We start from the raw sequence: 24514 nt of genomic DNA, 5'->3' as shown, positions 1-24514 counted from the left end.
CAATTCTCTTAGTAAACCAGTACGGCACGACGGTTTTTGGAGTAAGCCGCTTCGTCGTGACCCAGTACTGCAGGTTTTTCTTTACCGTAAGAAACGATGGAGATCTGGTCAGCAGAAACGCCTTTACCCTGCAGGTACATTTTAACGGCGTTAGCACGACGTTCACCCAGGGAGATGTTGTACTCTGGAGTACCACGTTCGTCCGCGTGACCTTCTACGGTGACTTTGTAAGACGGGTTGCTACGCAGGAAGTTAGCGTGAGCATCCAGCATCGCAGCGAAGTCAGAACGGATGTCGTATTTATCCAGATCGAAGTAAACGATGTTGTTCTGCTGCAGCTGCTGCATCTGAAGACGCGCTTGCTCTTCAGAAGACATGTTGCCATTGCCATTCGCGTCCATACCGGTACCGGCACCCATCATGCCTTCGCCGCTCTGGTCATTGCTTGCATTCTTGTTAGAAGAACACGCTGCGATTGCCATTACAGGCAGAGCGATCATCAGCCCCTTCAGCACTTTGTTCAGTTGCATTTCTATGATTCCTTTAGTAATCAATTAATTATTATTTACAGATACGGCGACCAGGCAGGTGATTTTACCTGTCCATCAGTTGCCGGAATACGCGCTTTGAAACGCCCATCTGTAGAAACCAGATTCAGCACAGATCCCATCCCCTGAGAAGAGCTGTAGATTACCATAGTGCCGTTAGGTGCCAGACTTGGCGTTTCATCCAGGAACGTTGACGACAGAACTTGAACGCCACCCGCTACCAGATCTTGTTTGGCAATGTGCTGCTGCCCACCGTTGGAGCTGACCATTACCATAAATTTACCGTCGCTGCTCACGTCCGCGTTTTGGTTCTGCGAACCTTCCCAGGTAATACGCTGTGGAGCACCGCCGTTGACGTTCACTTTATAGATTTGTGGACGACCTGCCTGGTCAGACGTAAATGCCAGGTTCTGGCTGTCCGGGAACCAGGACGGTTCGGTGTTGTTGCTGCGACCATCGGTCACCTGGCGAATTTGACCAGAGCCAATGTCCATCACGTACAGGTTCAGGCTACCGGTTTTAGAGAGCGCAAACGCCAGTTTGGTACCGTCCGGAGAGAACGAAGGCGCACCGTTGTGACGAGGGAACGACGCAACCTGGCGAACAGCACCGTTAGCCAGCGTCTGGATAACCAGCGCTGAACGACCGCTTTCGAAGGTAACATAAGCCAGTTTAGAACCGTCCGGAGACCAGGCTGGAGACATCAGCGGCTGAGAAGAACGTTTCACCAGGAACTGATTGTAACCATCGTAGTCAGATACGCGCAGCTCATACGGGAACTGACCGCCATTGGTCTGTACCACATAAGCAATACGGGTACGGAACGCACCTTTAATGCCGGTCAGTTTTTCAAATACCGCATCGCTGGCAGCGTGTGCCGCGTAGCGCAGGTACTGTTTAGTGACCTTGTAAGAGTTCTGTGCCAGAACGGTACCCGGTGCACCGCCGGTATCAACCAGCTGCCATGCAACGTTGTAAGAGCCGTCCGGGTTAGGTGTAACCTGACCAACAACGACAGCATCGATACCGAGTGCAGACCATGCGGCAGGCTGTACTTCCTGCGCGCTGCCCGGCTGCTGAGGCAGACGAGAACGATCTAATGGGTTGAATTTACCGCTGTTACGCAGGTCAGCCGCAACGATGCCACCGGCATCTTCAGGCGCAGCGCCAGGACCGGCCCACTGGAACGGAACAACACCGATTGGGCGTGCCGAATCCACCCCCTGGGTGATCTCGATACGTACTTCTGCGTGCAGTACTGCTGCCCACAGCATTAAAAAACCAAATGCTACACGTAATGCCTGCTTCATCATATCTCCCTTATCCGGGTAACCTTACCCACGATAATTTAGCAGAATGTTAACAAACCCAAATAGACAAAACTACTAAACACTCGTTAGGACAATAGACTGTTTTTCATACTTCCGTAAGGACAGTCGATTACAGTTTAAAGTCCAGTTTGGCATCTTTTATCCGTTCATAAACAGCCTCACTAGGCGGTTTAGGAATGTTCGCCGACCTTGCAGCGGCCAATGCTGCCTGACAAAGCGCAGGATCGCCCCCTTCAGAGGTCACGCTTTTCAACCTACCGTCTGGCGCAAGGTTGATATGCAGTACACATTGTTTGCCCTGATAGATGCTTGCATCAAACAGGCGGTTCTGAATCGCAACCTGAATTTGCTTAGCATAAGCGCTGATATCAGCACCCGTCGCCCCACCATTGGCACCAGAAGTACCACTGTCTTTAGAGGGCTGACCACTGCCTTTCGCACCACCGCCCGCTTTCGGCGCATTCTTACCAGAACTCAGATCGCCCAGGAGATCGTCAACGCCAGCGGCATCCGCGGCTTTCTCAGCGGCGGCCGCTTTTTTGGCGGCGGCTTTCTCTGCAGCTGCTTTCTTATCGGCAGCAGCTTTTTCTGCTGCAGCTTTTTTGTCAGCAGCCGCTTTCTCGGCGGCGGCTTTCTTCTCTGCTGCGGCTTTTTCAGCAGCGGCCGCTTTTTCTGCTGCAGCCTTCTCGGCAGCAGCCGCTTTCTTCGCAGCATCGGCAGCAGCTTTCTTCTCTGCTTCCTGAGCGGCTTTCTTCGCGGCTTCCGCTTCAGCTTTTTTCTGAGCATCAGCAGCTGCTTTTTTTGCCGCTTCCGCTTCAGCTTTCTTCTGAGCATCAGCAGCGGCTTTCTTCGCCGCTTCGGCTTCAGCTTTCTTCTGAGCATCGGCTGCGGCTTTCTTCGCCGCTTCCGCCGCTAATTTTGCCTGGGCATCAGCTTGTGCTTTCGCGTCCGCCGCGGCTTTGGCTGCCGCCTCTTCCGCCTGCTTCTGCTGTTCCTGAGCTTTCTTCGCGGCCTCTTCAGCTTGCTTCTGCTGTTCCGCCTGCTCTTTCGCCGCTTCCTGCGCCTGCAAACGTTCTTTCTCAAGCTGCTTCAGTCGCTCCTGCTCAGCGGCCTGCTTTTCACGCAGTTCTTCCGCTTGCTGTTGCGCCTGTTTTTCACGCTGCTCTTCAGCCCGTTTTGCACTCGCCTTCTGCTGTTGCTCGCGGTTATAGTTCTGCACTACCGCACCGGGATCCACCATGACGGCGTCAATGGAAGAGCCTCCACCGCCGCCCGATGATGCATCAATGTGCTCGTCGAACGAACTCCAGATCAGCACTGCAAAAAGAATAACGTGCAGCACTGCGGAGACGATTATCGCTCGCTTAAGCTTGTCGTTCTGTTCGGTTGCCTTTGACACTATCGGTTCCCAAAAACTACGCAGATGATCAAATAGGCTGAGTCATTAAGCCAACTGACTTAACGCCCGCGCTATGTAGCAAGTTCAGCGCTTTAATAATTTCATCGTATGGTACGTCTTTCGCGCCACCGATTAAGAAGACCGTTTTCGGATTTGACTCCAGACGTCGCTGCGCTTCAGCAATAACCTGCTCAGGTGGCAGTTGATCCATACGATCTTTTTCTACCACTACGCTGTATTGCCCTACACCGGAAACCTCAATGATGACCGGAGGATCGTCATTGGTGCTTACCGCCTGTGATTCTGTCGCATCCGGCAGATCAACCTCCACGCTCTGGGTAATGATGGGTGCTGTCGCCATGAAGATCAGCAGTAGTACCAACAGAACGTCCAGCAGTGGAACGATATTGATTTCGGACTTGAGCTCGCGACGATTTCGTCCACGCGATCTGGCCATGGTTTACCCCTTGTTACTCTCGGTACTGGTAAACGCCTGACGGTGCAGAATCGCGGTGAACTCTTCCATAAAGTTGTCGTAGTTCAGTTCCAGTTTATTCACGCGCTGGTTCAGACGGTTGTAAGCCATAACCGCCGGGATCGCCGCAAACAGACCGATAGCGGTCGCAATCAGTGCTTCTGCAATACCCGGGGCAACCATCTGCAACGTCGCCTGCTTCACCGCCCCCAGGGCGATAAAGGCGTGCATAATCCCCCAGACCGTACCAAACAGACCGATATACGGGCTGATGGAACCAACGGTTCCCAGGAAAGGAATATGCGTTTCAAGGTTTTCCAGCTCGCGATTCATGGAGATACGCATCGCACGCGAGGCACCTTCCACAACCGCTTCAGGCGCGTGGCTGTTTGCGCGATGCAAACGAGCAAACTCTTTGAATCCGCTATAGAAAATCTGTTCGGAGCCTACGAGGTTATCACGGCGTCCCTGGCTTTCCTGATACAGACGAGAAAGCTCAATACCCGACCAGAACTTATCTTCAAACGCTTCTGCTTCACGGCCAGCCGCATTGAGGATACGCGTTCTCTGGATGATGATGGCCCAGGATGCGATTGAAAAACCAATCAAAATCAACATGATAAGTTTAACCAGAAGGCTTGCCTTCAGGAACAAATCAAGGATATTCATGTCAGTCACTGCTTAAACTCCGCGACAATAGACTTAGGAAGCGCACGAGGCTTCATTATGGTTGGATCAACACAGACGATCAGGACTTCAGCTGAGTTCAGTACCGTATTTTCTGCATTGACTATCCGCTGCGTGAAAACCATTGAGGTTCCGCGCATTGATGTAATTTCAGTTTGGACTTCGAGCATATCGTCGAGTCTGGCAGGCGCAAAATACTCAAGCGTCATCTTGCGAACCACGAAGGCAACTCGCTCAGCCAACAGCTCCTGTTGACTAAAGTGATGATGGCGCAGCATCTCTGTGCGTGCCCGTTCATAAAAAGCAACGTAGCTGGCGTGGTAAACCACACCCCCGGCATCGGTATCTTCGTAATAGACACGAACCGGCCATCGAAACAGCGTTGTATTCACTTTACATCCCGGTAATGCAACAAAAGTTAGAGCTTTTAAACTTCGCTACTATACGCGCGGGAAAGATGGTTTGGAATGGGAGAAAGTAAACGGAGAGTAAATTTTTATGGGCCAGGGTAAGCCCATATCATTAACGGACATTTCTTATTCAGAAGAAGAAGAAAATCAAGCCAGCGAGAAGCACCAGATCGGCGATAAGTGGGCAGAAAATCCCCTGCCAGTGCAGCGCTTTCGGACGAAAGCCTACGCCGTGGATCACACCTGCGCACACCGCCCACATAATGAGGAAGCCGTGCCAGATCTCAAGCTCGCTGGTCTTCGCTGCAAAGCGCGAAGGGTCCCAGAAGATACAACCTGCCAGCAGTAATGCCATCACTAAAGAAAGCGCCCTTAACGGGCGCTTATCCATTACCGCGTAAAGCGTCGCGATAATGTTCATTAGTGTTTGTCTTCACCTGCTTTAGACGCTTCGACGTGCTCAAGCGCCAGGGCAGTAATGACACCAAATGCACAGGCAAGAAGCGTCCCTAAAATCCATGCGAAATACCACATATTCAGCTCCTTACTTAGTACAGAGAATGAGTGTTGCTTTCAATATCTTCTTTCGTGATACGACCGAACATTTTCCAGTAACACCAGGCGGTGTACAGCAGGATAATCGGTACGAACACGCAAGCAACATACGTCATCAGGTTAAGCGTCAGCTGGCTGGACGTTGCATCCCACATGGTCAGGCTTGCATTCATCATCGTGCTGGACGGCATGACGAATGGGAACATCGCGATACCTGCAGTCAGAATAATGCACGCCAGCGTCAGTGAGGAAAATACAAATGCCAGGGCACCTTTTTCCAGACGTGACGTCAGTATCGTCAGCAGCGGCAGCAACACACCCAGAGCCGGAATAGCCCACAGAACAGGCATATTGTTGAAGTTCACCAGCCACGCGCCAGCCTGTCGTGCCACTTCTTTCGTCAGCGGGTTAGACGGTGCCGTGTGGTTAATTGCAGACGTAATGACATAACCGTCGATACCGTACATCACCCATACGCCGGCCAGTGCGAAGCACACCAGGGTAATAAGCGCAGCAACCTGCGCCGTTGCACGAGAGCGAAGATGCAATTCACCTACGGTACGCATCTGCAGATAGGTCGCACCCTGAGTAATGATCATTGCCACACTCACCACGCCTGCCAGCAGACCAAACGGATTCAGCAGCTGGAAGAAGTTACCGGTGTAGTAAAGACGCATGTATTCATCGATGTGGAACGGTACACCCTGCAGCAGGTTACCGAACGCCACGCCAATCACCAGCGGTGGAACGAAGCTACCAATGAAGATGCCCCAGTCCCACATGTTGCGCCAGCGGGTGTCTTCAATCTTGGAACGGTAGTCGAAACCAACCGGACGGAAGAATAAAGAAGCCAGCACCAGAATCATCGCCACATAGAAACCGGAGAACGCAGCCGCGTAGACCATCGGCCAGGCAGCGAACAGCGCGCCGCCTGCGGTGATCAGCCACACCTGGTTACCGTCCCAGTGCGGGGCGATGGAGTTAATCATGATTCGACGTTCGGTGTCATTACGACCGAGGAAACGGGTGAGCATCCCCACCCCCATGTCGAAACCATCAGTGACTGCGAAACCGATCAGCAGAATACCGACCAGCAGCCACCAGATAAAACGCAATACTTCATAATCGATCATTTGATGACTCCTGTCTTAGCGTGCCGGCTGAGTAGTCGCACCGGACTGCTCGTAGTGATAGCGACCGGTTTTCAGGCTGCTTGGGCCAAGGCGCGCGAACTTGAACATCAGGAACAGTTCAGCCACCAGGAACAGGGTGTACAGACCACAAATCAGCAGCATGGAGAAGATCAGATCGCCTGCAGTCAGAGAGGAGTTCGCTACCGCCGTTGGCAGCACCTCACCGATCGCCCATGGCTGACGGCCATATTCCGCAACAAACCAGCCGGATTCGATAGCAATCCACGGCAGTGGGATACCATACAGCGCGGTACGCAGCAGCCATTTTTTCTCACCGATGCGGTTACGAATCACGGACCAGAAGGACGCCGCAATGATCAGTAGCATGATGATGCCGCAGCCCACCATGATACGGAATGCGAAGTACAGTGGCGCCACGCGTGGAATGGAGTCTTTGGTCGCCATCTGGATTTGCGCTTCCGTCGCGTCGGAGACGTTCGGGGTATAGCGTTTCAGCAGCAGACCGTAACCCAGATCTTTCTTCACATCGTTGAACTGGTCACGCACGGCCTGGTCGGTAGAACCCGCACGCAGCTGCTCCAGCAGCGCGTAAGCTTTCATACCGTTACGGATACGGCCTTCATGCTGCACCATCAGCTCTTTCAGACCCGTCACCTGCTTGTCAACGGAGCGGGTGGCAATGATGCCGAGCGCGTAAGGAATTTGAATGGCGAAGCGGTTTTCCTGTGCATCCTGGTCGGGAACACCGAACAGAGTAAAGGCAGCAGGCGCGGGTTGGGTTTCCCATTCGGCTTCGATAGCGGCCAGTTTGGTTTTCTGCACGTCACCCATTTCGTAACCGGATTCATCACCCAGCACGATAACAGAGAGGATTGCAGCCATACCGAAGCTTGCAGCGATAGCAAAGGAGCGCTTAGCAAACGCGAAGTCACGACCACGCAGCATGTAGTAAGAGCTGATGCCCAGTACAAACATCGCGCCGCACACATAGCCAGACGCCACGGTGTGAACGAATTTAACCTGTGCGACCGGGTTCAGCACCAGCTCGGCAAAGCTGACCATCTCCATACGCATGGTTTCGAAGTTGAAATCAGACGCGATAGGGTTCTGCATCCAGCCGTTCGCGACCAGGATCCACAGTGCGGACAGGTTCGAACCGAGTGCCACCAGCCAGGTCACCGCCATATGCTGGACTTTGCCCAGACGGTCCCAACCGAAGAAGAACAGACCTACAAAGGTGGATTCGAGGAAGAAGGCCATCAGACCTTCAATGGCCAGCGGCGCACCGAAGATATCCCCAACGTAGTGAGAATAGTAAGACCAGTTAGTCCCGAACTGGAACTCCATGGTCAAACCGGTAGCCACGCCCAGTGCAAAGTTGATACCAAACAACTTGCCCCAGAACTTGGTCATATCTTTATAAATCTGTTTGCCGGAGAGGACGTAGACCGTTTCCATGATGGCCAGCAGGAACGCCATACCGAGCGTTAGTGGCACAAACAGGAAGTGGTACATCGCGGTCAAGGCAAACTGTAAGCGCGACAGTTCGACTATATCTAACATCATGACTCCTTGCTCATCGCATGAAGACTCCGAGAGTGAACCCCGTTAGAAAAGGATTCACACACATGCCCCAATACAAATTATTCGCATCCATGTCGTCGCGCTTAGCCTGAGAAAGGATAAAAGCAATGACGATAGGTTACAAATACGTTAATAAAAAACTCAAATTGATCCCGCAAATATAATACGCTGCAAAACCCTTACAATAAACAGGTTTTTATTGAATCACATTTACGTTTTTCGACGGCGATCAATTTATAGCAAAATTACCACTTTTCAGCCATTTTGATCGGGGACAATTTACCGCCTTTCGACACCTTTTTCCAAGGATTAAACTTTGATTTAAATCAAAAAGCACCGTTTCTGTTAACCATGTTTAAATGTAGTGTGAATGGTAAAAACCTTGTTAATGCTATGTGTACGACGAGATATTTGGAGTTATCAAAAGCAAGAAAGAATATAAACAGACGTGATTTATTTTAACGCTGAAGAACAACGCATCTTTACATTCGCGTTAACGTATAAAGGTAGTCGTCAGCGCGTTTTTTTTCCATTGTGCGACGATAGCGGCAGATAATTACATTTATTTTACCTGCGACACGCTTAAAATTAACACCACAATGTGACTATTCAATAAAAAAGGCTGCCCTGCGCGCAGCCTTTTGTTCACTTCAGACGCTACCTTTCCGTTTTCAGGCTAAAAGTCCGCGATTGCCCAGGCCTGAACAGGCCCGTAATGCCCTTTTCTTCTCCCCTGCCTGCCAGTACCTGTTCATTTAAATTCGTCTCGCAACAGCCTTTAAGCGCCTGATTCCACGATAAAGAGGCATCACAGGACACAGACTCCGACGGATTAAACAGACGAAGGATAAGCGCGTCCCGATCCTCCGCCTTTTTTATCGCGCTCATAACACAGCCTGTCGGCGAAAGGGTCAGCAGGCTGTATCTGTCCGGCGTGCTGAACGGCGCACGGTTAAGTTTCATGGCATCCCAGGGGATTTTGTTATAACACTGGACGGGGGTAAGCCACGCTTTCGCCTGCTGAGCAACGCCGGCGTTCTCGGGAGAGCCGCTAAAACTCAGAAGGCTAAAACGGCAATCGAGCCTGCCCCGAAGCTGCGAGTCCGGAACGGCCATTTTTATGCCGGACGGTCGGCCCGGGCGCAACAGCAAATCTTCCTTTCCCAGCACGCCCACACCGCGTAAAAGGGTCAGAGCAAACGCTTTTTCCGCCTCCCCCACCACTTCAAATTCGCGTAACCCTTCTGTGAACAGGGCGAGCCCGTTTCGTTCCTGCTGCAGCACGGCGTAGTTAAGTAAATTCCAGACGGGAACCGGTGCCTCTTTCCAGCCCTCTTCTTGCCAGTTAGCCATCGCGTCATCGCGAACCGGGCGCGTTATGGAGCCAAACTGCGTATCTGACAGTACCTGCTCCGTCATAAACGGCGTCGGGATAAGCACGCGGACCCGGTGATCGTCAGCCTGATTATCCAGACGCGCCACAACATCTACACGCCTGCTGTTATGGCTGAGAGTAACCTCAAATTCAACCGCAAGAGCGCCATTGCGCAGGCGGGCCGACCGCTCGACCAGGTTTGCCGGAACGGCGATGCGATGCTGGATCACCGCCCTGCTCTGCCAGGCTTCCTGTTTCACCTCAACATGATGCTGCCCGTGCGCTGAAGTGAGCCGCCACTCTTCCCGGGAAGGCGAGTAGTCGTACTCATCGCCATCATCCGACCCCTCTTCAATTTCCAGTACGCGGTCATAAATAAGTCCGGATTCTTTATCACGCAGGCGCAGCGTGCCATCGTCATTTATATCAATTTGCCAGAAGGCGTTTTCCAGCAGAGCATCCGTTTTTGCCCTCGCGGGAAGCCTCTTTTCAGGAGCCTGGGGCTCGATGTAAAGCGTGCGGTATCCCATCGCGGGCAGGATCTGACAGATTTGGATATCAAACTCCATAAACGGATCGTAATTACCATAGTGCACGATTTGCCGGTCAATCAGCCCCGGGTCTATTTCCCGGGCGCGGCGAATAAAACAGGGGATCTCATTGCCTTTATCATCCCGCAACCGGAACTGGCTCGCGCGCAGACGAAGGGTGGTGTTAATCACCTCTTCACGGGGCCAGGGCATCAGATTGAACATCACCAGCTTGTCGGCCTCGCTTTGCGGCATATTGTCGACAATCTTGCGCATCGAGAAACGCGTGAGGTTATCGGCCATGTCTTCAGCGAGCGCAAACCGGGCCATAATCTCACGATGCACTTTGTCGCTGCAGCAGCAGCCAATACTGTCGTGAGCATGATTCTTGAGGATCTCTTTCCACATTTTCTCCAGCAAACCGTGGTGATACTCGAAGCCCAGCATCCAGGCGAGCGCCGCCAGCGGTTCGAGGATATTCACGATTTTGTTTTCAATGCGGGCATGAGCAATTTTGATGTCCATCCGTGTGGAGCCGATTGTCCGGTGTACACGCATGTATTTGCCGTCGATAAACTCCCCTTTCAGCGTCGCCAGTTCGTCACGGTGCGCTTCAGTATGTTCAAAGACCTCCTCAAATCGGCTCATCACAAATTTCCGCTGCGGGTACATCTTTCGAAGGGTATCCATCACCGCGAAAATGTTCTGCTGGAGGGGCATCTGGTCGTGACCGTTAGGCAGCAGAATCTCTTTCGTCACGGAAGCGTTCTCCAGCAATGTAAGCCAGGTATCGAGCCGTTTACGCAGCCCCGCTTCATCCTCCGGTAAGTACTTACCAATCGCGTAGCCCAGCGGTAGTACCTGCGCTGTAACTTCGCTGCCGTCTGCGCTCTGCCATAAAAATTCTGTTTTATCGGTGCCGTGACGCTCAGAACATCCGCGCCAGAACAGCGTGCGGGTGATACCAAAGCCGTTATAGATATGCGGAAGTTGCCCGGACATGCCAAACGAATCCGGCAGATACCCTATTTTCATCGGCTCACCGAATTCCATGCAGTCGCGCATCCCGTACATCAGATTGCGAACGATCGATTCGCCGCTGACTATCGTGGTGTCGGTCTGGGTATACCACGGCCCGATAATCAGCTTTCCGCGCTCAACCAGCGCTTTAACCCGGGGCCGGTTGTCCGGCACAACGGCAAAGTAATCCTCCAGTACCGCGGTCTGTCCATCGAGAACGTAGTATTTATACTCTTCGTCCTGCTCCAGACGGGTCAGGATCTCCTCCATGTTATTGACCAAAAGGATCCGCGACGCTTCGGTGGTGAAATACCACTCACGGTCCCAGTGCATATGTGGCGTGATATGAACGCGAGATACAGCTTTCATCTTCGTTTCCTGTAAATGAATTTATGGCGTGACGTCTTCCGTCAGGTATTTGCCTTTTTTTACGCCCTGACGTCGCCAGAACAGTAAGATGAGCGTAGAGAGCATCGTTCCCCCCAGCGCAGCGCCAAACCAGCCTGCCGCCGCGATCGCGCCCCCCATCCCCGCGTCATGCAGTAAAAAGAGAGAGAAGATGCCCGCTCCCGGCGTAGACAACCCGATGCCCATTGCACCGATAATTGCCCCTGTTGCCATTGAGCCAACAACAAACGAGCCAATCACCCGCAGCGGATCTTCAATGGCCATCGGAATTGCCCCTTCGGTGATGCCCGCAAGGCCCAGCAGCCACGTCGACTTGCCGGTTTCGATTTCAAACGGTTTAAAGAGATGCGGTGCCAGCATGGTTGAAGCCGTGACGGTAAAAGCCGAGACCATTTTGACGGAAGCAAAAATGGCATACGGCCCGTAAACGCCGTTGGCCATCGCCCCCAGACAGAACGCATAGGCCGCTTTGTTGACCGGTCCCCCCAAATCGAACGAGCACATAAAACCGAGCAGAGTGCCCAGTAGCAGCGCATTGGCACCGGAGAGCCCGTTAAGCCATGCCGTGAGGGAGGAGTTGATCCACGCGACCGGCTCGCCGATCACGAACAGCATCAGGCTGCCCGCGCCCAGCACGCCAATCACCGGGTAGAGGTAATAGGTTAAAAAGCCGTTATAACGCTGACTCAGACGGATATGGTTTTTCACCCAGCGCATCAGATAGCCGGCAATCAGGCCACCTGCAATCGCCCCTAAAAAACCTGAACCGATCATATTAGCGGCAAGACCGGCCGCAAAACCCGGCGCCAGAGCAGGTTTATCTGCCAGCGAGTAGGCGGTATACGCGGCCAGTACCGGCACCATTAACGTGCCTAACATCCCCCCGCCGAGTTTGCGATACATCCACAGCCATGAGTTCTCTTGCTCAAACAGATGCTGTAATCCCAACATCTGTGCCAGCAATACCGCGACGGCCAGCACCATGCCTCCCGCCACAATCAGCGGCACGGCAAAGGAAATACCGCTGAGCAGGGCCTGCTTAAGCTCCGTTTTAAGGCTTTTGCTCACATCATTGCCGGTGTGTACCTGGCGAGCCGTTCCCGCGGGGGGTAAGGCCAACGCACGCTTAATAAGCGCTTCAGCATGGCGAAGCGGTTCCGCTACCGGCACGGACAGCGTCGGAATGCCGTGAAAACGCTCGCTCTCTTTGAGAGCCACTTCTGCAGCGATGATACAGGCCTGCGCAGTGCGTAACTGCTGCGCGGTCAACCGCCCTTCGATACCGTTCGCCCCCTGCTTTTCCACCACCACGTTTACGCCAAGCTTACGCCCCGCTTTTTCCAGATACTCAGCTGCCATATAGGTATGCGCAATGCCGGCGGGGCATGCAGTTACACAAACGATGGTTGGCGCATCCACGAACGCGACAGCGTCATCTTCCTGTGGCGCATCGTCCAGCGCAGCGAGTAGCGCTGCTGCCGTGGTAGCCGCCATGACGCGCGCCCGAAGAGTTTCATCCGCCAGACGAGAAGTAAGTTCCGTCAGCACCTGGATATGGGTTGAGCCAGCTTCAGCCGGCGGAATGGCAAGCAGGAAAATCAGCTCGACATTTTCCGGGCCATCCACGCCTTCCCAGCTCAGCGGTTCACACAGGGTGGCTACGGCAAAAGCCGCCTCTTTCACCACCGCTGATTTACCATGCGGGACTGCCAGCCCTTCGCCGAGCGCGGTAGGGCCTAGCGATTCCCGATGAAAGACTTCGGTTAAAAACGCATTGCCGTCGGTAATTTTGCCGAGCGTCACCAGCCGCATCGTGAGCTGGCGTATTGCTTCATCACGACTGGTGTACTGCGCCTGCACGCAGACAGCGTCGGGATGGGTCAGGGTCGTCAGGTTCATCAGGATCCTCACACTCAAGGGTAATTGTTCAGGATCGATTGTGACAGACGAACTGATACCTTTATGTGATCATTTTCACTAACACCGATAATTTGTATTTAATTTGTATTATTTACAAATTCTGTGCTGGAGGCATAATTCCGTGAAAAGGTATTAGAAGGCAGACGACATGGGCAATAAACCGATGTACCGGCAGATAGCGGATGCGCTTCGCGAGAAAATTACCGCCAGTGAGTTAAAACCCGGTGATGCGTTACCGACGGAATCCAGCCTGCAGGAGACATTTAGCGTCAGTCGCGTCACGGTGAGGCAGGCACTGAAGCTCCTCACTGAAGAGCAGATTATCGAGAGCATTCAGGGCAGCGGCTCCTATGTGAAAGAGGAGCGCGTCAATTACGACATTTATCAGCTTACCGGCTTTTATGAAAAACTGGCGGACCGAAACGTCGATACCCACAGCGACGTAAAAACATTCGAAGTGATCAAAGCGGATGTGAAACTGGCTGAGACGCTTAACATTCGCCCGGATGACAAAGTGTGGCATGTCAAACGGGTCCGCTTTATTAAGCAAAAACCGGTGAATCTGGAAGAGACGTGGATGCCGCTGGCGATGTTCGCCGACCTCACCTGGGAGGTGATGGAAAATTCCAAATATCACTACATCGAACAGATCAAGAAGATGGTTATCGATCGCAGTGAACAGGAACTGGTTCCGATCATGCCCTCACAGGAGGCGATCGACGCGCTGGCGCTGGATCCGGCAAAACCGATACTGGAAAAGGTGTCACGCGGCTTTCTGAAGGATGGGCGGGTGTTTGAATACAGCCGTAACGTGTTTAACAGCGACGATTACAAATTCACGCTGGTCGCGAAACGCAGGCATTAAAAAAGGCCGCTTTACAGCGGCCAACCATGTCGAAACGGACACTTATTACTTCAACGCTCCCTTTTACAGGGAGCAGAGAGGATTTACTTAATGATGGATTTCAGTGCTTCGCCGATATCCGCCAGGCTGCGAACGGTTTTCACGCCTGCGGCTTCCAGCGCGGCGAATTTCTCATCAGCCGTACCTTTACCGCCTGCGATAATCGCGCCTGCGTGACCCATACGCTTACCTTTCGGCGCTGTCACACCTGCGATATAACCGACGACCGGCTTGGTCACATGTTCTTTGATATACGCAGCCGCTTCTTCTTCTGCGCTACCGCCGATCTCACCGATCATCACGATCGCTTCGGTCTGCGGATCTTCCTGGAACATTTTCAGGATATCAATGAAGTTAGAACCTGGGATGGGGTCACCACCGATGCCCACACAGGTGGACTGGCCGAAACCGTAGTCGGTAGTCTGCTTAACCGCTTCATAGGTCAGCGTACCGGAACGGGAGACGATACCCACTTTACCCGGTTTGTGAATGTGACCCGGCATGATGCCGATTTTGCATTCGCCTGGGGTGATAACGCCCGGGCAGTTCGGGCCGATCATGCGCACGCCAGCTTCATCCAGCTTCACTTTCACGGTCAGCATATCCAGCGTCGGGATACCTTCGGTGATGGTGATGATGAGCTTGATGCCCGCGTCAATCGCTTCCAGAATCGAGTCTTTGCAGAACGGAGCCGGAACGTAGATAACGGTCGCGGTCGCGCCCGTCGCTTCAACTGCTTCGCGCACGGTGTTGAATACCGGCAGGCCCAGGTGCGTGGTGCCGCCTTTACCTGGCGTTACGCCACCAACCATCTGCGTGCCGTAGGCAATCGCCTGTTCGGAGTGGAAAGTCCCCTGGCTACCGGTGAAGCCCTGGCAGATAACCTTGGTATCTTTATTAATTAAAACTGACATTATTTCCCCTCCACTGCGGCAACAACCTGCTGAGCTGCATCCGTCAGACTTTTCGCTGCAATAATATTCAGGCCGCTGTCAGCCAGTTTTTTCGCGCCGAGTTCAGCGTTGTTACCTTCCAGACGCACCACAACCGGGACGTTAACACCCACTTCTTCTACCGCACCGATGATACCGTCTGCGATCAGGTCGCAACGCACGATACCGCCGAAGATGTTAACCAGCACGGCTTTGACGTTGTCATCAGAGAGGATGATTTTGAACGCTTCGGTTACACGCTCTTTGGTTGCGCCACCGCCCACGTCGAGGAAGTTTGCAGGCTCACCGCCGTGCAGCTTAACGATGTCCATGGTGCCCATCGCCAGGCCTGCGCCGTTAACCATGCAGCCGATGTTGCCATCCAGCGCCACGTAGTTCAGTTCCCACTGTGCAGCCTGCGCTTCACGCGGGTCTTCCTGAGACTGGTCGCGCATTTCACGCAGATCCGGCTGGCGGAACAGTGCGTTGCCGTCAGCGCCCAGTTTGCCGTCGAGGCAGATCAGGTCGCCCTGAGTGGTGATGACCAGCGGGTTGATCTCGATCAGCGCCAGGTCGCGCTCCAGGAAGATGGTGGCCAGACCCATGAAGATCTTGGTGAACTGCTGAACCAGCTTGCCTTCCAGACCCAGTTTGAACGCCAGCTCACGGCCCTGGTAAGGCATAGGGCCTGCCAGCGGATCGATCGCCACTTTGTGGATCAGGTGTGGCGTCTCTTCTGCCACTTTCTCGATTTCCACGCCGCCTTCGGTAGACGCCATGAACACCACACGACGGGAGCTACGGTCAACAACCGCGCCCAGGTACAGTTCTTTCGCGATGTCAGTTGCAGCTTCAACCAGGATCTGGTTGACAGGCTGACCGTTCGCATCTGTCTGGTACGTTACCAGACGCTTGCCGAGCCAATGTTCAGCAAACGCACGAATCTCTTCTTTACTCTTAACAACCTTCACACCGCCCGCTTTACCACGGCCACCAGCGTGAACCTGACACTTAACTACCCAAGGGCCGGAACCGATTTTAGATGCGGCTTCTTCTGCTTCACGCGGGGTAGTACAGGCATAACCCACCGGAGCCGGTAAGCCATACCGGGCAAACAGCTGTTTGGCCTGATATTCATGTAAGTTCATGTGTTCTATCCATCCTTCAGGTAATCGTTAGGTAGTGCTTTTGTAGGCCCGGCAGACAACGCGCCGCCGGGCAAGACTGCTAAAACTAGACGTCCAGCAGCAGACGCGTTGGATCTTCCAGCAGCTCTTTAATGGCAACCAGGAAGCCCACGGACTCGCGGCCGTCGATCAGACGGTGATCGTAAGAGAGAGCCAGATACATCATTGGCAGGATCTCCACTTTGCCGTCTACCGCCATTGGACGATCTTTAATGGCATGCATACCCAGGATCGCGCTCTGCGGCGGGTTGATGATCGGGGTAGACATCAGTGAACCGAAAACGCCGCCGTTGGTAATGGTGAAGTTACCGCCGGTCAGATCGTCTACGGTCAGCTTGCCGTCGCGACCTTTTACAGCCAGCTCTTTAATCTTTTTCTCGATGTCAGCCATACCCAGAGTATCGACATCACGCAGAACCGGGGTAACCAGACCGCGTGGCGTAGAGACTGCCATGCTGACGTCGAAGTAGTTGTGGTAAACCACGTCATCGCCATCGATAGAGGCGTTAACTTCCGGGTAGCGTTTCAGCGCTTCAACAACCGCTTTCACGTAGAAGGACATAAAGCCCAGACGGATACCGTGACGTTTTTCAAACGCGTCACCGTACTGCTTACGCAGGTCCATGATTGGCTTCATATTCACTTCGTTGAAGGTGGTCAGCATCGCGGTGGAGTTTTTCGCTTCCAGCAGACGCTCAGCCACACGCTTACGCAGGCGAGTCATCGGCACGCGTTTTTCGCTACGGGCACCCAGCGCAGGCTGTGCTGCCGGCGCCGCTGCCGCTGCTGGCGCTTTAGCTTCTGCCTGAGCAGGGGCTTTCGCCAGGTGCTTCTCGATATCTTCACGGGTCAGACGACCACCGACACCGGTGCCTTTAATGGCAACCGCATCCAGGTTGTGCTCGGCCAGCAGGCGACGGATCGCCGGGCTGAGCGCGTCGTTAGTTTGCTCTTCCAGAGAGGCCTGCTGACGCTGGGCTGGGGTAGACGCTTTTTCGTCAGACTTCGCGCTGGACTCTTTGCCCGCGCTGTTGCCTTCACGCAGGCGACCCAGGATCTGACGGGAGGTTACGGTTGTCCCTTCGTCTTCCAGGACTGCATCCAGAATGCCATCCGCTGAAGCCGGTACTTCCAGTACCACTTTGTCAGTTTCGATTTCTACCAGCACTTCATCGCGCTTAACGCTATCGCCCGGTTTTTTGTGCCAGGTGGCGACGGTCGCATCTGCTACGGACTCAGGCAGGTCGGGAACAAGAATATCTACGCTACTCATTATGTATCCTTTAATTAATCGACGTTCAGCGCGTCATTGACCAGATCTTGTTGCTGCTTCTGGTGAACGGACATATACCCTACCGCCGGAGAGGCGGAGGCCGGGCGACCTGCATAACGCAGGGCAGACCCAAATGGAATGACTTCACGGAAATGATGCTGACTGCAGTACCAGGCGCCCTGGTTGAGCGGCTCTTCCTGGCACCAGACAAAATCATGCACGTGAGCATACGGTTTCAACGCTTCCTGCACCGCCTGGTGCGGGAATGGATAAAGCTGTTCGATACGCACGATGGCGACATCTTTCTGGTCGTTCTTACGGCGCTGTTCCAGCAGGTCGTAATAAACCTTACCAGAACACATCACAACACGCTTAACGGCCTGCGGATCCAGTTCGTCAACCTCACCGATGGCAGGCAGGAAGGTGCCGTTCGCCAGTTCGTCCAGGCTGGACACCGCCAGCGGGTGGCGCAGCAGGGATTTTGGCGACATAACCACCAGCGGACGGCGCATACCGCGCAGCGCCTGACGACGCAGCATGTGGTAGACCTGAGCCGGAGTGGACGGCACGCAGACCTGCATGTTCTGCTCAGCACAGAGCTGCAGATAACGTTCCAGACGGGCGGAGGAGTGCTCCGGACCCTGACCTTCGTAACCGTGTGGCAGCAGCATCACCAGGCCACACATACGGCCCCATTTCTGCTCGCCGGACGAGATGAACTGGTCGATAACGACCTGGGCACCGTTGGCGAAGTCACCGAACTGCGCTTCCCAGATAGTCAGGGTGCGCGGTTCCGCGGTGGCGTAGCCGTATTCGAATGCCAGTACCGCTTCTTCAGACAGAACGGAGTCCCATACCTTGAACTGACCCTGACCGTTATGGACATGCTGCAGCGGAGTATAGGTTGAACCGTTAGTCTGGTTGTGAACTACCGCGTGACGGTGGAAGAAGGTGCCACGGCCCGCATCTTCACCGGACAGACGAACAGGAATGCCTTCATCAACCAGCGTTGCGTAAGCCAGTGTTTCCGCCCCGCCCCAGTCGAACAACTTCTCGCCCGCTGCCATTGATTGACGGTCAGCATAAATTTTCGCTACGCGAGACTGCATCTCGATAGCGTCTGGTACGGTGCTGATGCGTTTAGCCAGCTCCTGCAGGCGCTTCATCTCTACCTTGTTCGGGTAGCTCTCATCCCACTCGTGGTTGAGGTACGGCGACCAGGTAAAGGAGTGCATGTTCATCGGGCGCAGCTCTTTCACTACGCATTCACCCGCATCCAGCGCGTCGCGGTAGAGGTTGACCATTTCGGTCGCATCTTCCAGCGTCGTCACATTGTCGCCTTCCAGCTTGTCAGCATAGATTTTACGTGGCGTCGGGTGTTTTTTGATTTTCTGATACATCAGCGGCTGCGTTGCACTTGGCTCGTCAGCTTCGTTGTGGCCATGACGGCGGTAGCAGAACAGGTCGATGAACACATCGCGTTTGAAGGTGTTACGGTAGTCCAGCGCCAGACGGGTAACGAACGCCACGGCTTCCGGGTCATCCGCGTTAACGTGGAAGATCGGCGCCTGAACCATCTTACCGATGTCGGTGCAGTACGGGGTAGAACGCGCATCCAGTGGGTTAGAGGTCGTGAAGCCCACCTGGTTGTTGATAACAATGCGAACGGTACCGCCCACTTCGTAACCACGCGCCTTGGACATGTTCAGCGTTTCCTGAACCACGCCCTGCCCTGTGACCGCCGCGTCACCGTGAATGGTGATTGGCAGAACTTTGTTGCTGCTCGGCTCGTCCAGACGATCCAGACGCGCACGCACAGAACCGATAACCACCGGGCTCACGATTTCCAGGTGTGACGGGTTAAACGCCAGCGCCAGGTGAACCAGACCGCCTTCGGTTTCGATATCAGACGAGAAGCCCATGTGGTACTTCACGTCACCGGTGCCGAGGTGTTCTTTATGTTTGCCCGCGAATTCGTCGAACAGGTCCTGCGGTTTTTTACCCAGCACGTTGACCAGTACGTTCAGACGACCGCGGTGCGCCATACCCAGCACCACTTCACGGGTACCGCTTTTGCCCGCGTGACGAATCAGCTCTTTCAGCATAGGTACCAGCGCGTCGCCGCCTTCCAGCGAGAAGCGTTTCGCACCCGGGAATTTCGCGCCCAGATAGCGCTCAAGGCCTTCTGCTGCGGTCAGTTCGCTGAGGAAGCGTTTTTTCTCTTCAGCAGAGAAATTCGCGTGGCCCGCCACAGATTCGATGCGCTGCTGGATCCAGCGTTTCTCTTCTGTAGAGGTGATGTGCATATATTCCGCGCCGATGGAGCCGCAGTAGGTTTGCTTGAGCGCGTCAATCAGCTCGCCCAACTTCATCGTGTCTTTGCCGATGGCAAAGGAACCTACGTTAAAGCTTTCCTGGAAATCGGCCTCGGTCAGATCGTGATACGCCGGATCGAGATCCGCCACACGATCTTGTTTCCACAGTCCCAGCGGATCGAGATTCGCATGCTGGTGACCACGGAAGCGATAAGCGTTGATAAGCTGCAGGACTTTAACCTGCTTCGCATTGGTGTCAGGGTCGGAAATCGCAGAAGAGTAACGTGAGGCATCCTTCGCCAGACGACGGAAATAATCACGTGTTTTGGAATGGAATTGATCCGGTTTGACTCCAGTGCCAGGTAACTGCTGGAACATGGAACGCCAGTTTGCGTCCACTGAGTCAGGATCGGTTAAGAAGTCTTCATAGAGCTGTTCTATCCAACTCTGGTTTGAACCAGAGAGGTAAGAAGAGTCCAGCCAGGCTTTCATTGCGCCGTTCTGCATCGTGATCCCTTAAGCATTTTTATGCTTACTTTCGCCGTAGAAACTACCACGTACAACACGTACGTGCCGGGGTTCACCTGCGAGCTCTTATGTTGTCTTGGGCTCGCGAAGGAACCTTTAAAAACTGTCTGCACCTCGGGGCAGTTTTTAGAGGTTTCCTACATTTTATCCCCTCTCCTGTCAGGAGAGGGTCAGGGCGAGGGGAACAACGCTCCCCTCCTGTTACTTATGCACTGCGCTGCAGCAGCATCGACTTAATATGGCCGATGGCGCGCGTCGGGTTCAGTCCCTTAGGACATACACTGACGCAGTTCATGATGCTATGGCAGCGGAATACGCTGAAAGCATCACTCAGTCCTTCCAGACGACTGTCGGTTTCGGTGTCGCGGCTATCGATCAGGAAGCGATAGGCAGCCAGCAGACCGGCCGGGCCGATAAACTTGTCCGGGTTCCACCAGAACGACGGGCAAGAGGTCGAGCAACATGCACAGAGAATACACTCGTACAAACCATCGAGTTTTTCACGCTGCTCAGGAGACTGTAAGTGCTCACGAGCCGGTGGATTTTGCCCATTATTCAATAAGTAAGGCTTAATCTTCTCATATTGTGCATAGAATTGCCCCATGTCTACCACCAAATCACGAACGACTGGCAGACCTGGCAAAGGACGGATAACAATTTTCTGACCCGCGCGCTGCAACGCTGAAATTGGCGTGATGCAGGCCAGACCATTTTTACCGTTCATGTTCACACCGTCAGAGCCACAAACGCCTTCACGGCATGAGCGACGGAACGACAGTGTCGGATCTTTTTCTTTCAGCTGGATTAAGGCATCCAGCAGCATCATGTCACGGCCTTCTTCCGCTTCCAGGGTGTAATCCTGCATACGCGGAGCATCATCTACATCCGGGTTATAACGATAAACTGAGAATTCGAGTTTCATTATCCTGTCTCCGCATTAGTAAGTACGAATCTTCGGCGGGAACGCCGGACGCAGTTTCGGTTCCATATTGACGCTACGACGCGTCATGGATTCCGACTCTGGCAGATACAGGGAATGGCACAGCCAGTTTTCATCGTCACGATCCGGGAAGTCGAAGCGGCTATGCGCGCCACGGCTCTCGGTACGGAAGTTTGCCGACATCGCGGTAGCGAACGCCGTTTCCATCAGGTTATCCAGCTCCAGACACTCAACGCGCTGGGTATTGAACTCGCTGGACGTGTCGTCCAGACGGGCATTTTTCAGACGCTCGCGGATCGCTTTCAGCTGCTCAAGACCTTTGGCCATCGCATCCCCTTCACGGAATACCGAGAAGTTGTGCTGCATACATTCCTGCAGCGCTTTGCGGATTTCCACCGGATCTTCACCATTACGGTTGCCGTTCCAGCGGTTCAGACGCTCAAGCGACGCATCAATTTCATCGTCGGTGGCATCACGCAGCGCACCCTGCTCGGCAATAGACTCTTGCAGATGCAGACCTACCGCACGACCAAATACCACCAGGTCAAGCAGGGAGTTCCCGCCCAGACGGTTTGCACCGTGTACGGATACGCAGGCAATTTCACCGACGGCAAACAGGCCCGGGATAACAACGTCTTCACCCTGCTCGTTCACGGTCAGCGCCTGGCCGGTCACTTTGGTCGGAATACCGCCCATCATGTAGTGACAGGTTGGGATTACCGGGATAGGCTCTTTCACTGGATCGACGTGCGCGAAGGTACGAGACAGCTCCAGAATGCCTGGCAGACGTGATTCCAGAACCTCTTTACCCAGATGGTCGAGTTTCAGCTTCGCGTGTGGACCCCATGGGCCGTCACAGCCGCGTCCTTCACGGATTTCGATCATGATGGAACGCGCCACCACGTCACGACCCGCCAGGTCTTTCGCATTCGGGGCATAACGCTCCATGAAGCGCTCGCCGTGTTTGTTCAGCAGGTAACCCCCTTCGCCACGGCAGCCTTCTGTTACCAGCACGCCGGCACCGGCGATGCCGGTTGGGTGGAACTGCCACATTTCCATATCCTGCACCGGTACGCCGGCGCGGATAGCCATACCTACGCCGTCACCGGTGTTGATGTGGGCGTTGGTGGTAGATTGATAAATACGGCCTGCACCGCCGGTCGCCAGCACGGTAGCACGCGCTTTGAAGTAGACCACTTCACCGGTTTCAATACACAGGGCAGTACACCCCACAACGGCGCCATCGGCGTTTTTCACCAGATCCAGCGCATACCACTCGGAGAAAATAGTCGTGTGGTTTTTCAGGTTCTGTTGATAAAGCGTGTGCAGCAGTGCGTGACCGGTACGGTCAGCCGCAGCTGCGGTACGTGCCGCCTGCTCGCCGCCGAAGTTTTTCGACTGGCCGCCAAACGGACGCTGATAAATGGTGCCATTTTCCAGACGGGAGAACGGCAGACCCATGTGGTCCAGCTCCAGAATCGCTTCCGGGCCAGTCTTACACATATATTCGATAGCATCCTGGTCGCCGATGTAGTCGGAACCTTTGACCGTGTCATACATGTGCCATTCCCAGTTATCTTCATGGGAATTGCCCAGCGCAACGGTAATACCGCCCTGCGCGGAGACAGTGTGGGAACGGGTCGGGAAGACTTTAGAGAGCAGCGCACAGGTCTGGCCGCTCTGGGAAATTTGCAGTGCTGCACGCATACCTGCGCCACCAGCACCAATCACAACAGCATCAAATTCTCTGACTGGCAGTTTCATTACACACCCCACACCACAACGAATCCATAAATAACGTAAACCACCAGTGCAACGACAATGACCAGCTGCAGAGGAAGGCGAATCGCCAGCGGTTTAACGTAATCGGTCAACACCTGCCACATACCAATCCAGGCATGAATAAGGATGGAGAACAGAGCCAGCAGGGTGAACACTTTGGTGAAGGCAGATCCGAAGAACCCACTCCAGGTTTCCCACGTCAGCGTGCCGCTGGTCGCGAAGAAACCAATCATATAGATGATATAAAGGGTGAGAACGATGGCGGTAGCACGGACCAGAATGAAGTCATGTACGCCGTTGCGTCCTAATGCGGAGGCGTTGCTTACCATACGAGAACTCCTGCGAGAAGTGAAAGCACGACAGTCAATACAAATGAAATATTAGCGGAGCGTTTACCGGCTTCGAAAGTCTCTTCCAGGTAGCCAAAGTCCATCAGCATATGACGAATGCCCACGACAACGTGGTACGCCAGCGCAGTCAGAATGCCCCACATGATAAATTTCACGAAGAAGCTGTTCATGATGGCAGAGGCCTGGAGGAATCCTTCAGGAGAAGAGAGGCTGGTACCCAGTAACCACAGCAGAATGCCGACCGCCACAAACGTAATCACACCAGAAACGCGGTGCAGAATGGACGCTATTGCTGTTACAGGGAACCGGATCGTTTTGAGATCCAGATTGACAGGTCTTTGTTTTTTCACATTTCTTATCATGAATAACGCCCACATGCTGTTCTTATTGTTTCCTTCCTCCGGACTGCGATGCGGGTCAGACAGCGTTCCTTTTCTATAACTGCGCGTCATGCAAAACATTGCTTCCAAATGCTAAAACGACACGTTACAACGCTGGGTGGCTCGGGATTGCAGGGTGTTCCGGAGACCTGGCGGCAGTATAGGCCGTTCACAAAATCATTACAATTAACCTACATACAGTTTGTCGGGTTTTCTCTGGAACAGTGATCAGGGTCACGATAACAACATCTTTTTAATTTTTAATCATCTGATTTGACAAATGTTAAACAATATTGTTACAAACGTCATCAGAAAAGGCATATAATGCGCAAAAGTTATGAGGTCTCACTTTCACCTGACAAATAGTTATGTAACAGTGTGATGGTATTGACCGAAGTTATCAGGACAGTTATTAGTGATATACAGGTTTGAATAATTCGGACTGCGAAGACACTGATTTGCTGTTGTTTCACTGATTTTTCATGTTTTTACCTGCAAGGCGCCATAGCTCTGTACCCTGGTTTCTC

At 53.6% G+C, this 24514-nt stretch carries 21 protein-coding genes; 1 reads left to right on the top strand and 20 read right to left on the bottom strand.

Annotated features, from left to right (window positions below):
* Window positions 1–8 precede the first annotated feature (8 nt).
* The 12 genes from pal to mngA all read right to left on the bottom strand — a co-directional run bounded on the left by pal (window position 9) and on the right by mngA (window position 13375).
* On the bottom strand, window positions 9–530 hold the full coding sequence (gene pal / locus ACMGG3_RS02455; protein ID WP_003858578.1) for a peptidoglycan-associated lipoprotein Pal: 522 nt from the start codon (window positions 528–530) through the stop codon (window positions 9–11).
* A 35-nt stretch (window positions 531–565) separates the two neighbouring features.
* Window positions 566–1858 (bottom strand): Tol-Pal system beta propeller repeat protein TolB, encoded by a 1293-nt coding sequence (gene tolB, locus ACMGG3_RS02450; RefSeq protein ID WP_025204648.1) that lies wholly within the window; start codon window positions 1856–1858, stop codon window positions 566–568.
* A 130-nt stretch (window positions 1859–1988) separates the two neighbouring features.
* A complete protein-coding gene (gene tolA / locus ACMGG3_RS02445) occupies window positions 1989–3278 on the bottom strand; it encodes a cell envelope integrity protein TolA (protein ID WP_014169186.1) in 1290 nt (429 codons plus the stop codon).
* A 28-nt stretch (window positions 3279–3306) separates the two neighbouring features.
* A complete protein-coding gene (gene tolR, locus ACMGG3_RS02440; RefSeq protein WP_014169185.1) occupies window positions 3307–3735 on the bottom strand; it encodes a colicin uptake protein TolR in 429 nt (142 codons plus the stop codon).
* A 3-nt stretch (window positions 3736–3738) separates the two neighbouring features.
* A complete protein-coding gene (gene tolQ, locus ACMGG3_RS02435; RefSeq protein ID WP_014169184.1) occupies window positions 3739–4431 on the bottom strand; it encodes a Tol-Pal system protein TolQ in 693 nt (230 codons plus the stop codon).
* The gene (gene ybgC, locus ACMGG3_RS02430) at window positions 4428–4832 is read right to left on the bottom strand and encodes a tol-pal system-associated acyl-CoA thioesterase (RefSeq protein WP_014169183.1); all 405 of its coding nucleotides are present in this window, start codon (window positions 4830–4832) and stop codon (window positions 4428–4430) included. Before ybgC ends, tolQ begins: the two co-directional genes overlap by 4 nt.
* Window positions 4833–4980: 148 nt before the next feature.
* A complete protein-coding gene (ybgE, locus tag ACMGG3_RS02425) occupies window positions 4981–5271 on the bottom strand; it encodes a cyd operon protein YbgE (RefSeq protein ID WP_020884961.1) in 291 nt (96 codons plus the stop codon).
* On the bottom strand, window positions 5271–5384 hold the full coding sequence (gene cydX, locus ACMGG3_RS02420) for a cytochrome bd-I oxidase subunit CydX (protein WP_014169181.1): 114 nt from the start codon (window positions 5382–5384) through the stop codon (window positions 5271–5273). Before cydX ends, ybgE begins: the two co-directional genes overlap by 1 nt.
* A 14-nt stretch (window positions 5385–5398) precedes the next feature.
* A complete protein-coding gene (gene cydB / locus ACMGG3_RS02415) occupies window positions 5399–6538 on the bottom strand; it encodes a cytochrome d ubiquinol oxidase subunit II (RefSeq protein WP_014169180.1) in 1140 nt (379 codons plus the stop codon).
* Between the two features lie 15 nt (window positions 6539–6553).
* Window positions 6554–8122: a cytochrome ubiquinol oxidase subunit I gene (gene cydA / locus ACMGG3_RS02410; RefSeq protein WP_020884962.1), complete on the bottom strand. Its 1569-nt coding sequence runs from the start codon at window positions 8120–8122 to the stop codon at window positions 6554–6556.
* Between the two features lie 678 nt (window positions 8123–8800).
* Window positions 8801–11437: a mannosylglycerate hydrolase gene (mngB, locus tag ACMGG3_RS02405; RefSeq protein WP_414149545.1), complete on the bottom strand. Its 2637-nt coding sequence runs from the start codon at window positions 11435–11437 to the stop codon at window positions 8801–8803.
* A gap of 21 nt (window positions 11438–11458) precedes the next feature.
* Entirely contained in the window at window positions 11459–13375 is a 1917-nt protein-coding gene (gene mngA, locus ACMGG3_RS02400) for a PTS 2-O-a-mannosyl-D-glycerate transporter subunit IIABC (protein WP_414149544.1), read from the bottom strand.
* Between the two features lie 169 nt (window positions 13376–13544).
* Between mngA and ACMGG3_RS02395 the strand changes: the two genes are divergently transcribed.
* Complete coding sequence (locus tag ACMGG3_RS02395; RefSeq protein ID WP_044857123.1) at window positions 13545–14261, top strand: GntR family transcriptional regulator; 717 nt, start codon at window positions 13545–13547, stop codon at window positions 14259–14261.
* Window positions 14262–14344: 83 nt separating this feature from the next.
* Here ACMGG3_RS02395 and sucD read toward each other — a convergent pair whose 3' ends face one another.
* The 8 genes from sucD to sdhC form a co-directional block, all read right to left on the bottom strand.
* Window positions 14345–15214 carry a succinate--CoA ligase subunit alpha gene (gene sucD, locus ACMGG3_RS02390; RefSeq protein WP_014169173.1) on the bottom strand — a complete coding sequence of 290 codons (870 nt, stop codon included), beginning with the start codon at window positions 15212–15214 and terminating at the stop codon, window positions 14345–14347.
* Window positions 15214–16380 carry an ADP-forming succinate--CoA ligase subunit beta gene (gene sucC / locus ACMGG3_RS02385; protein ID WP_006809579.1) on the bottom strand — a complete coding sequence of 389 codons (1167 nt, stop codon included), beginning with the start codon at window positions 16378–16380 and terminating at the stop codon, window positions 15214–15216. Before sucC ends, sucD begins: the two co-directional genes overlap by 1 nt.
* Before the next feature lie 85 nt (window positions 16381–16465).
* Complete coding sequence (gene odhB / locus ACMGG3_RS02380; RefSeq protein ID WP_414149543.1) at window positions 16466–17692, bottom strand: 2-oxoglutarate dehydrogenase complex dihydrolipoyllysine-residue succinyltransferase; 1227 nt, start codon at window positions 17690–17692, stop codon at window positions 16466–16468.
* Window positions 17693–17706: 14 nt separating this feature from the next.
* A complete protein-coding gene (sucA, locus tag ACMGG3_RS02375; protein WP_014169171.1) occupies window positions 17707–20514 on the bottom strand; it encodes a 2-oxoglutarate dehydrogenase E1 component in 2808 nt (935 codons plus the stop codon).
* Between the two features lie 226 nt (window positions 20515–20740).
* A complete protein-coding gene (gene sdhB / locus ACMGG3_RS02370; RefSeq protein WP_014169170.1) occupies window positions 20741–21457 on the bottom strand; it encodes a succinate dehydrogenase iron-sulfur subunit SdhB in 717 nt (238 codons plus the stop codon).
* A gap of 15 nt (window positions 21458–21472) precedes the next feature.
* Window positions 21473–23239 carry a succinate dehydrogenase flavoprotein subunit gene (sdhA, locus tag ACMGG3_RS02365; protein WP_014883036.1) on the bottom strand — a complete coding sequence of 589 codons (1767 nt, stop codon included), beginning with the start codon at window positions 23237–23239 and terminating at the stop codon, window positions 21473–21475.
* Window positions 23239–23586, bottom strand: a complete 348-nt coding sequence (gene sdhD / locus ACMGG3_RS02360) for a succinate dehydrogenase membrane anchor subunit (RefSeq protein WP_414149542.1) — start codon at window positions 23584–23586, stop codon at window positions 23239–23241. Before sdhD ends, sdhA begins: the two co-directional genes overlap by 1 nt.
* Window positions 23580–23984: a succinate dehydrogenase cytochrome b556 subunit gene (gene sdhC / locus ACMGG3_RS02355; protein ID WP_025204654.1), complete on the bottom strand. Its 405-nt coding sequence runs from the start codon at window positions 23982–23984 to the stop codon at window positions 23580–23582. Before sdhC ends, sdhD begins: the two co-directional genes overlap by 7 nt.
* Window positions 23985–24514: the final 530 nt, after the last annotated feature.

The sequence above is a fragment of the Enterobacter sp. BNK-18 genome (assembly GCF_047456135.1).
GTDB lineage: Bacteria > Pseudomonadota > Gammaproteobacteria > Enterobacterales > Enterobacteriaceae > Enterobacter > Enterobacter ludwigii.
Note: the sequence above shows the minus strand (reverse complement) of the source record. Positions and strands in the feature narration are given on the sequence as shown.

Excerpts from the sequence above, each read along its gene's own strand:
- pal (WP_003858578.1), bottom strand. The coding sequence starts at position 530 with ATGCAACTGAACAAAGTGCTGAAGGGGCTGATGATCGCTCTGCCTGTA.
- cydX (WP_014169181.1), bottom strand. The coding sequence starts at position 5,384 with ATGTGGTATTTCGCATGGATTTTAGGGACGCTTCTTGCCTGTGCATTT.
- ybgE (WP_020884961.1), bottom strand. The coding sequence starts at position 5,271 with ATGAACATTATCGCGACGCTTTACGCGGTAATGGATAAGCGCCCGTTA.
- tolR (WP_014169185.1), bottom strand. The coding sequence starts at position 3,735 with ATGGCCAGATCGCGTGGACGAAATCGTCGCGAGCTCAAGTCCGAAATC.
- sdhC (WP_025204654.1), bottom strand. The coding sequence starts at position 23,984 with ATGTGGGCGTTATTCATGATAAGAAATGTGAAAAAACAAAGACCTGTC.
- sucA (WP_014169171.1), bottom strand. The coding sequence starts at position 20,514 with ATGCAGAACGGCGCAATGAAAGCCTGGCTGGACTCTTCTTACCTCTCT.
- cydB (WP_014169180.1), bottom strand. The coding sequence starts at position 6,538 with ATGATCGATTATGAAGTATTGCGTTTTATCTGGTGGCTGCTGGTCGGT.
- cydA (WP_020884962.1), bottom strand. The coding sequence starts at position 8,122 with ATGTTAGATATAGTCGAACTGTCGCGCTTACAGTTTGCCTTGACCGCG.
- odhB (WP_414149543.1), bottom strand. The coding sequence starts at position 17,692 with ATGAGTAGCGTAGATATTCTTGTTCCCGACCTGCCTGAGTCCGTAGCA.
- mngA (WP_414149544.1), bottom strand. The coding sequence starts at position 13,375 with ATGAACCTGACGACCCTGACCCATCCCGACGCTGTCTGCGTGCAGGCG.
- sdhB (WP_014169170.1), bottom strand. The coding sequence starts at position 21,457 with ATGAAACTCGAATTCTCAGTTTATCGTTATAACCCGGATGTAGATGAT.
- mngB (WP_414149545.1), bottom strand. The coding sequence starts at position 11,437 with ATGAAAGCTGTATCTCGCGTTCATATCACGCCACATATGCACTGGGAC.
- sdhD (WP_414149542.1), bottom strand. The coding sequence starts at position 23,586 with ATGGTAAGCAACGCCTCCGCATTAGGACGCAACGGCGTACATGACTTC.
- ACMGG3_RS02395 (WP_044857123.1), top strand. The coding sequence starts at position 13,545 with ATGGGCAATAAACCGATGTACCGGCAGATAGCGGATGCGCTTCGCGAG.
- sucC (WP_006809579.1), bottom strand. The coding sequence starts at position 16,380 with ATGAACTTACATGAATATCAGGCCAAACAGCTGTTTGCCCGGTATGGC.
- tolB (WP_025204648.1), bottom strand. The coding sequence starts at position 1,858 with ATGAAGCAGGCATTACGTGTAGCATTTGGTTTTTTAATGCTGTGGGCA.
- sdhA (WP_014883036.1), bottom strand. The coding sequence starts at position 23,239 with ATGAAACTGCCAGTCAGAGAATTTGATGCTGTTGTGATTGGTGCTGGT.
- sucD (WP_014169173.1), bottom strand. The coding sequence starts at position 15,214 with ATGTCAGTTTTAATTAATAAAGATACCAAGGTTATCTGCCAGGGCTTC.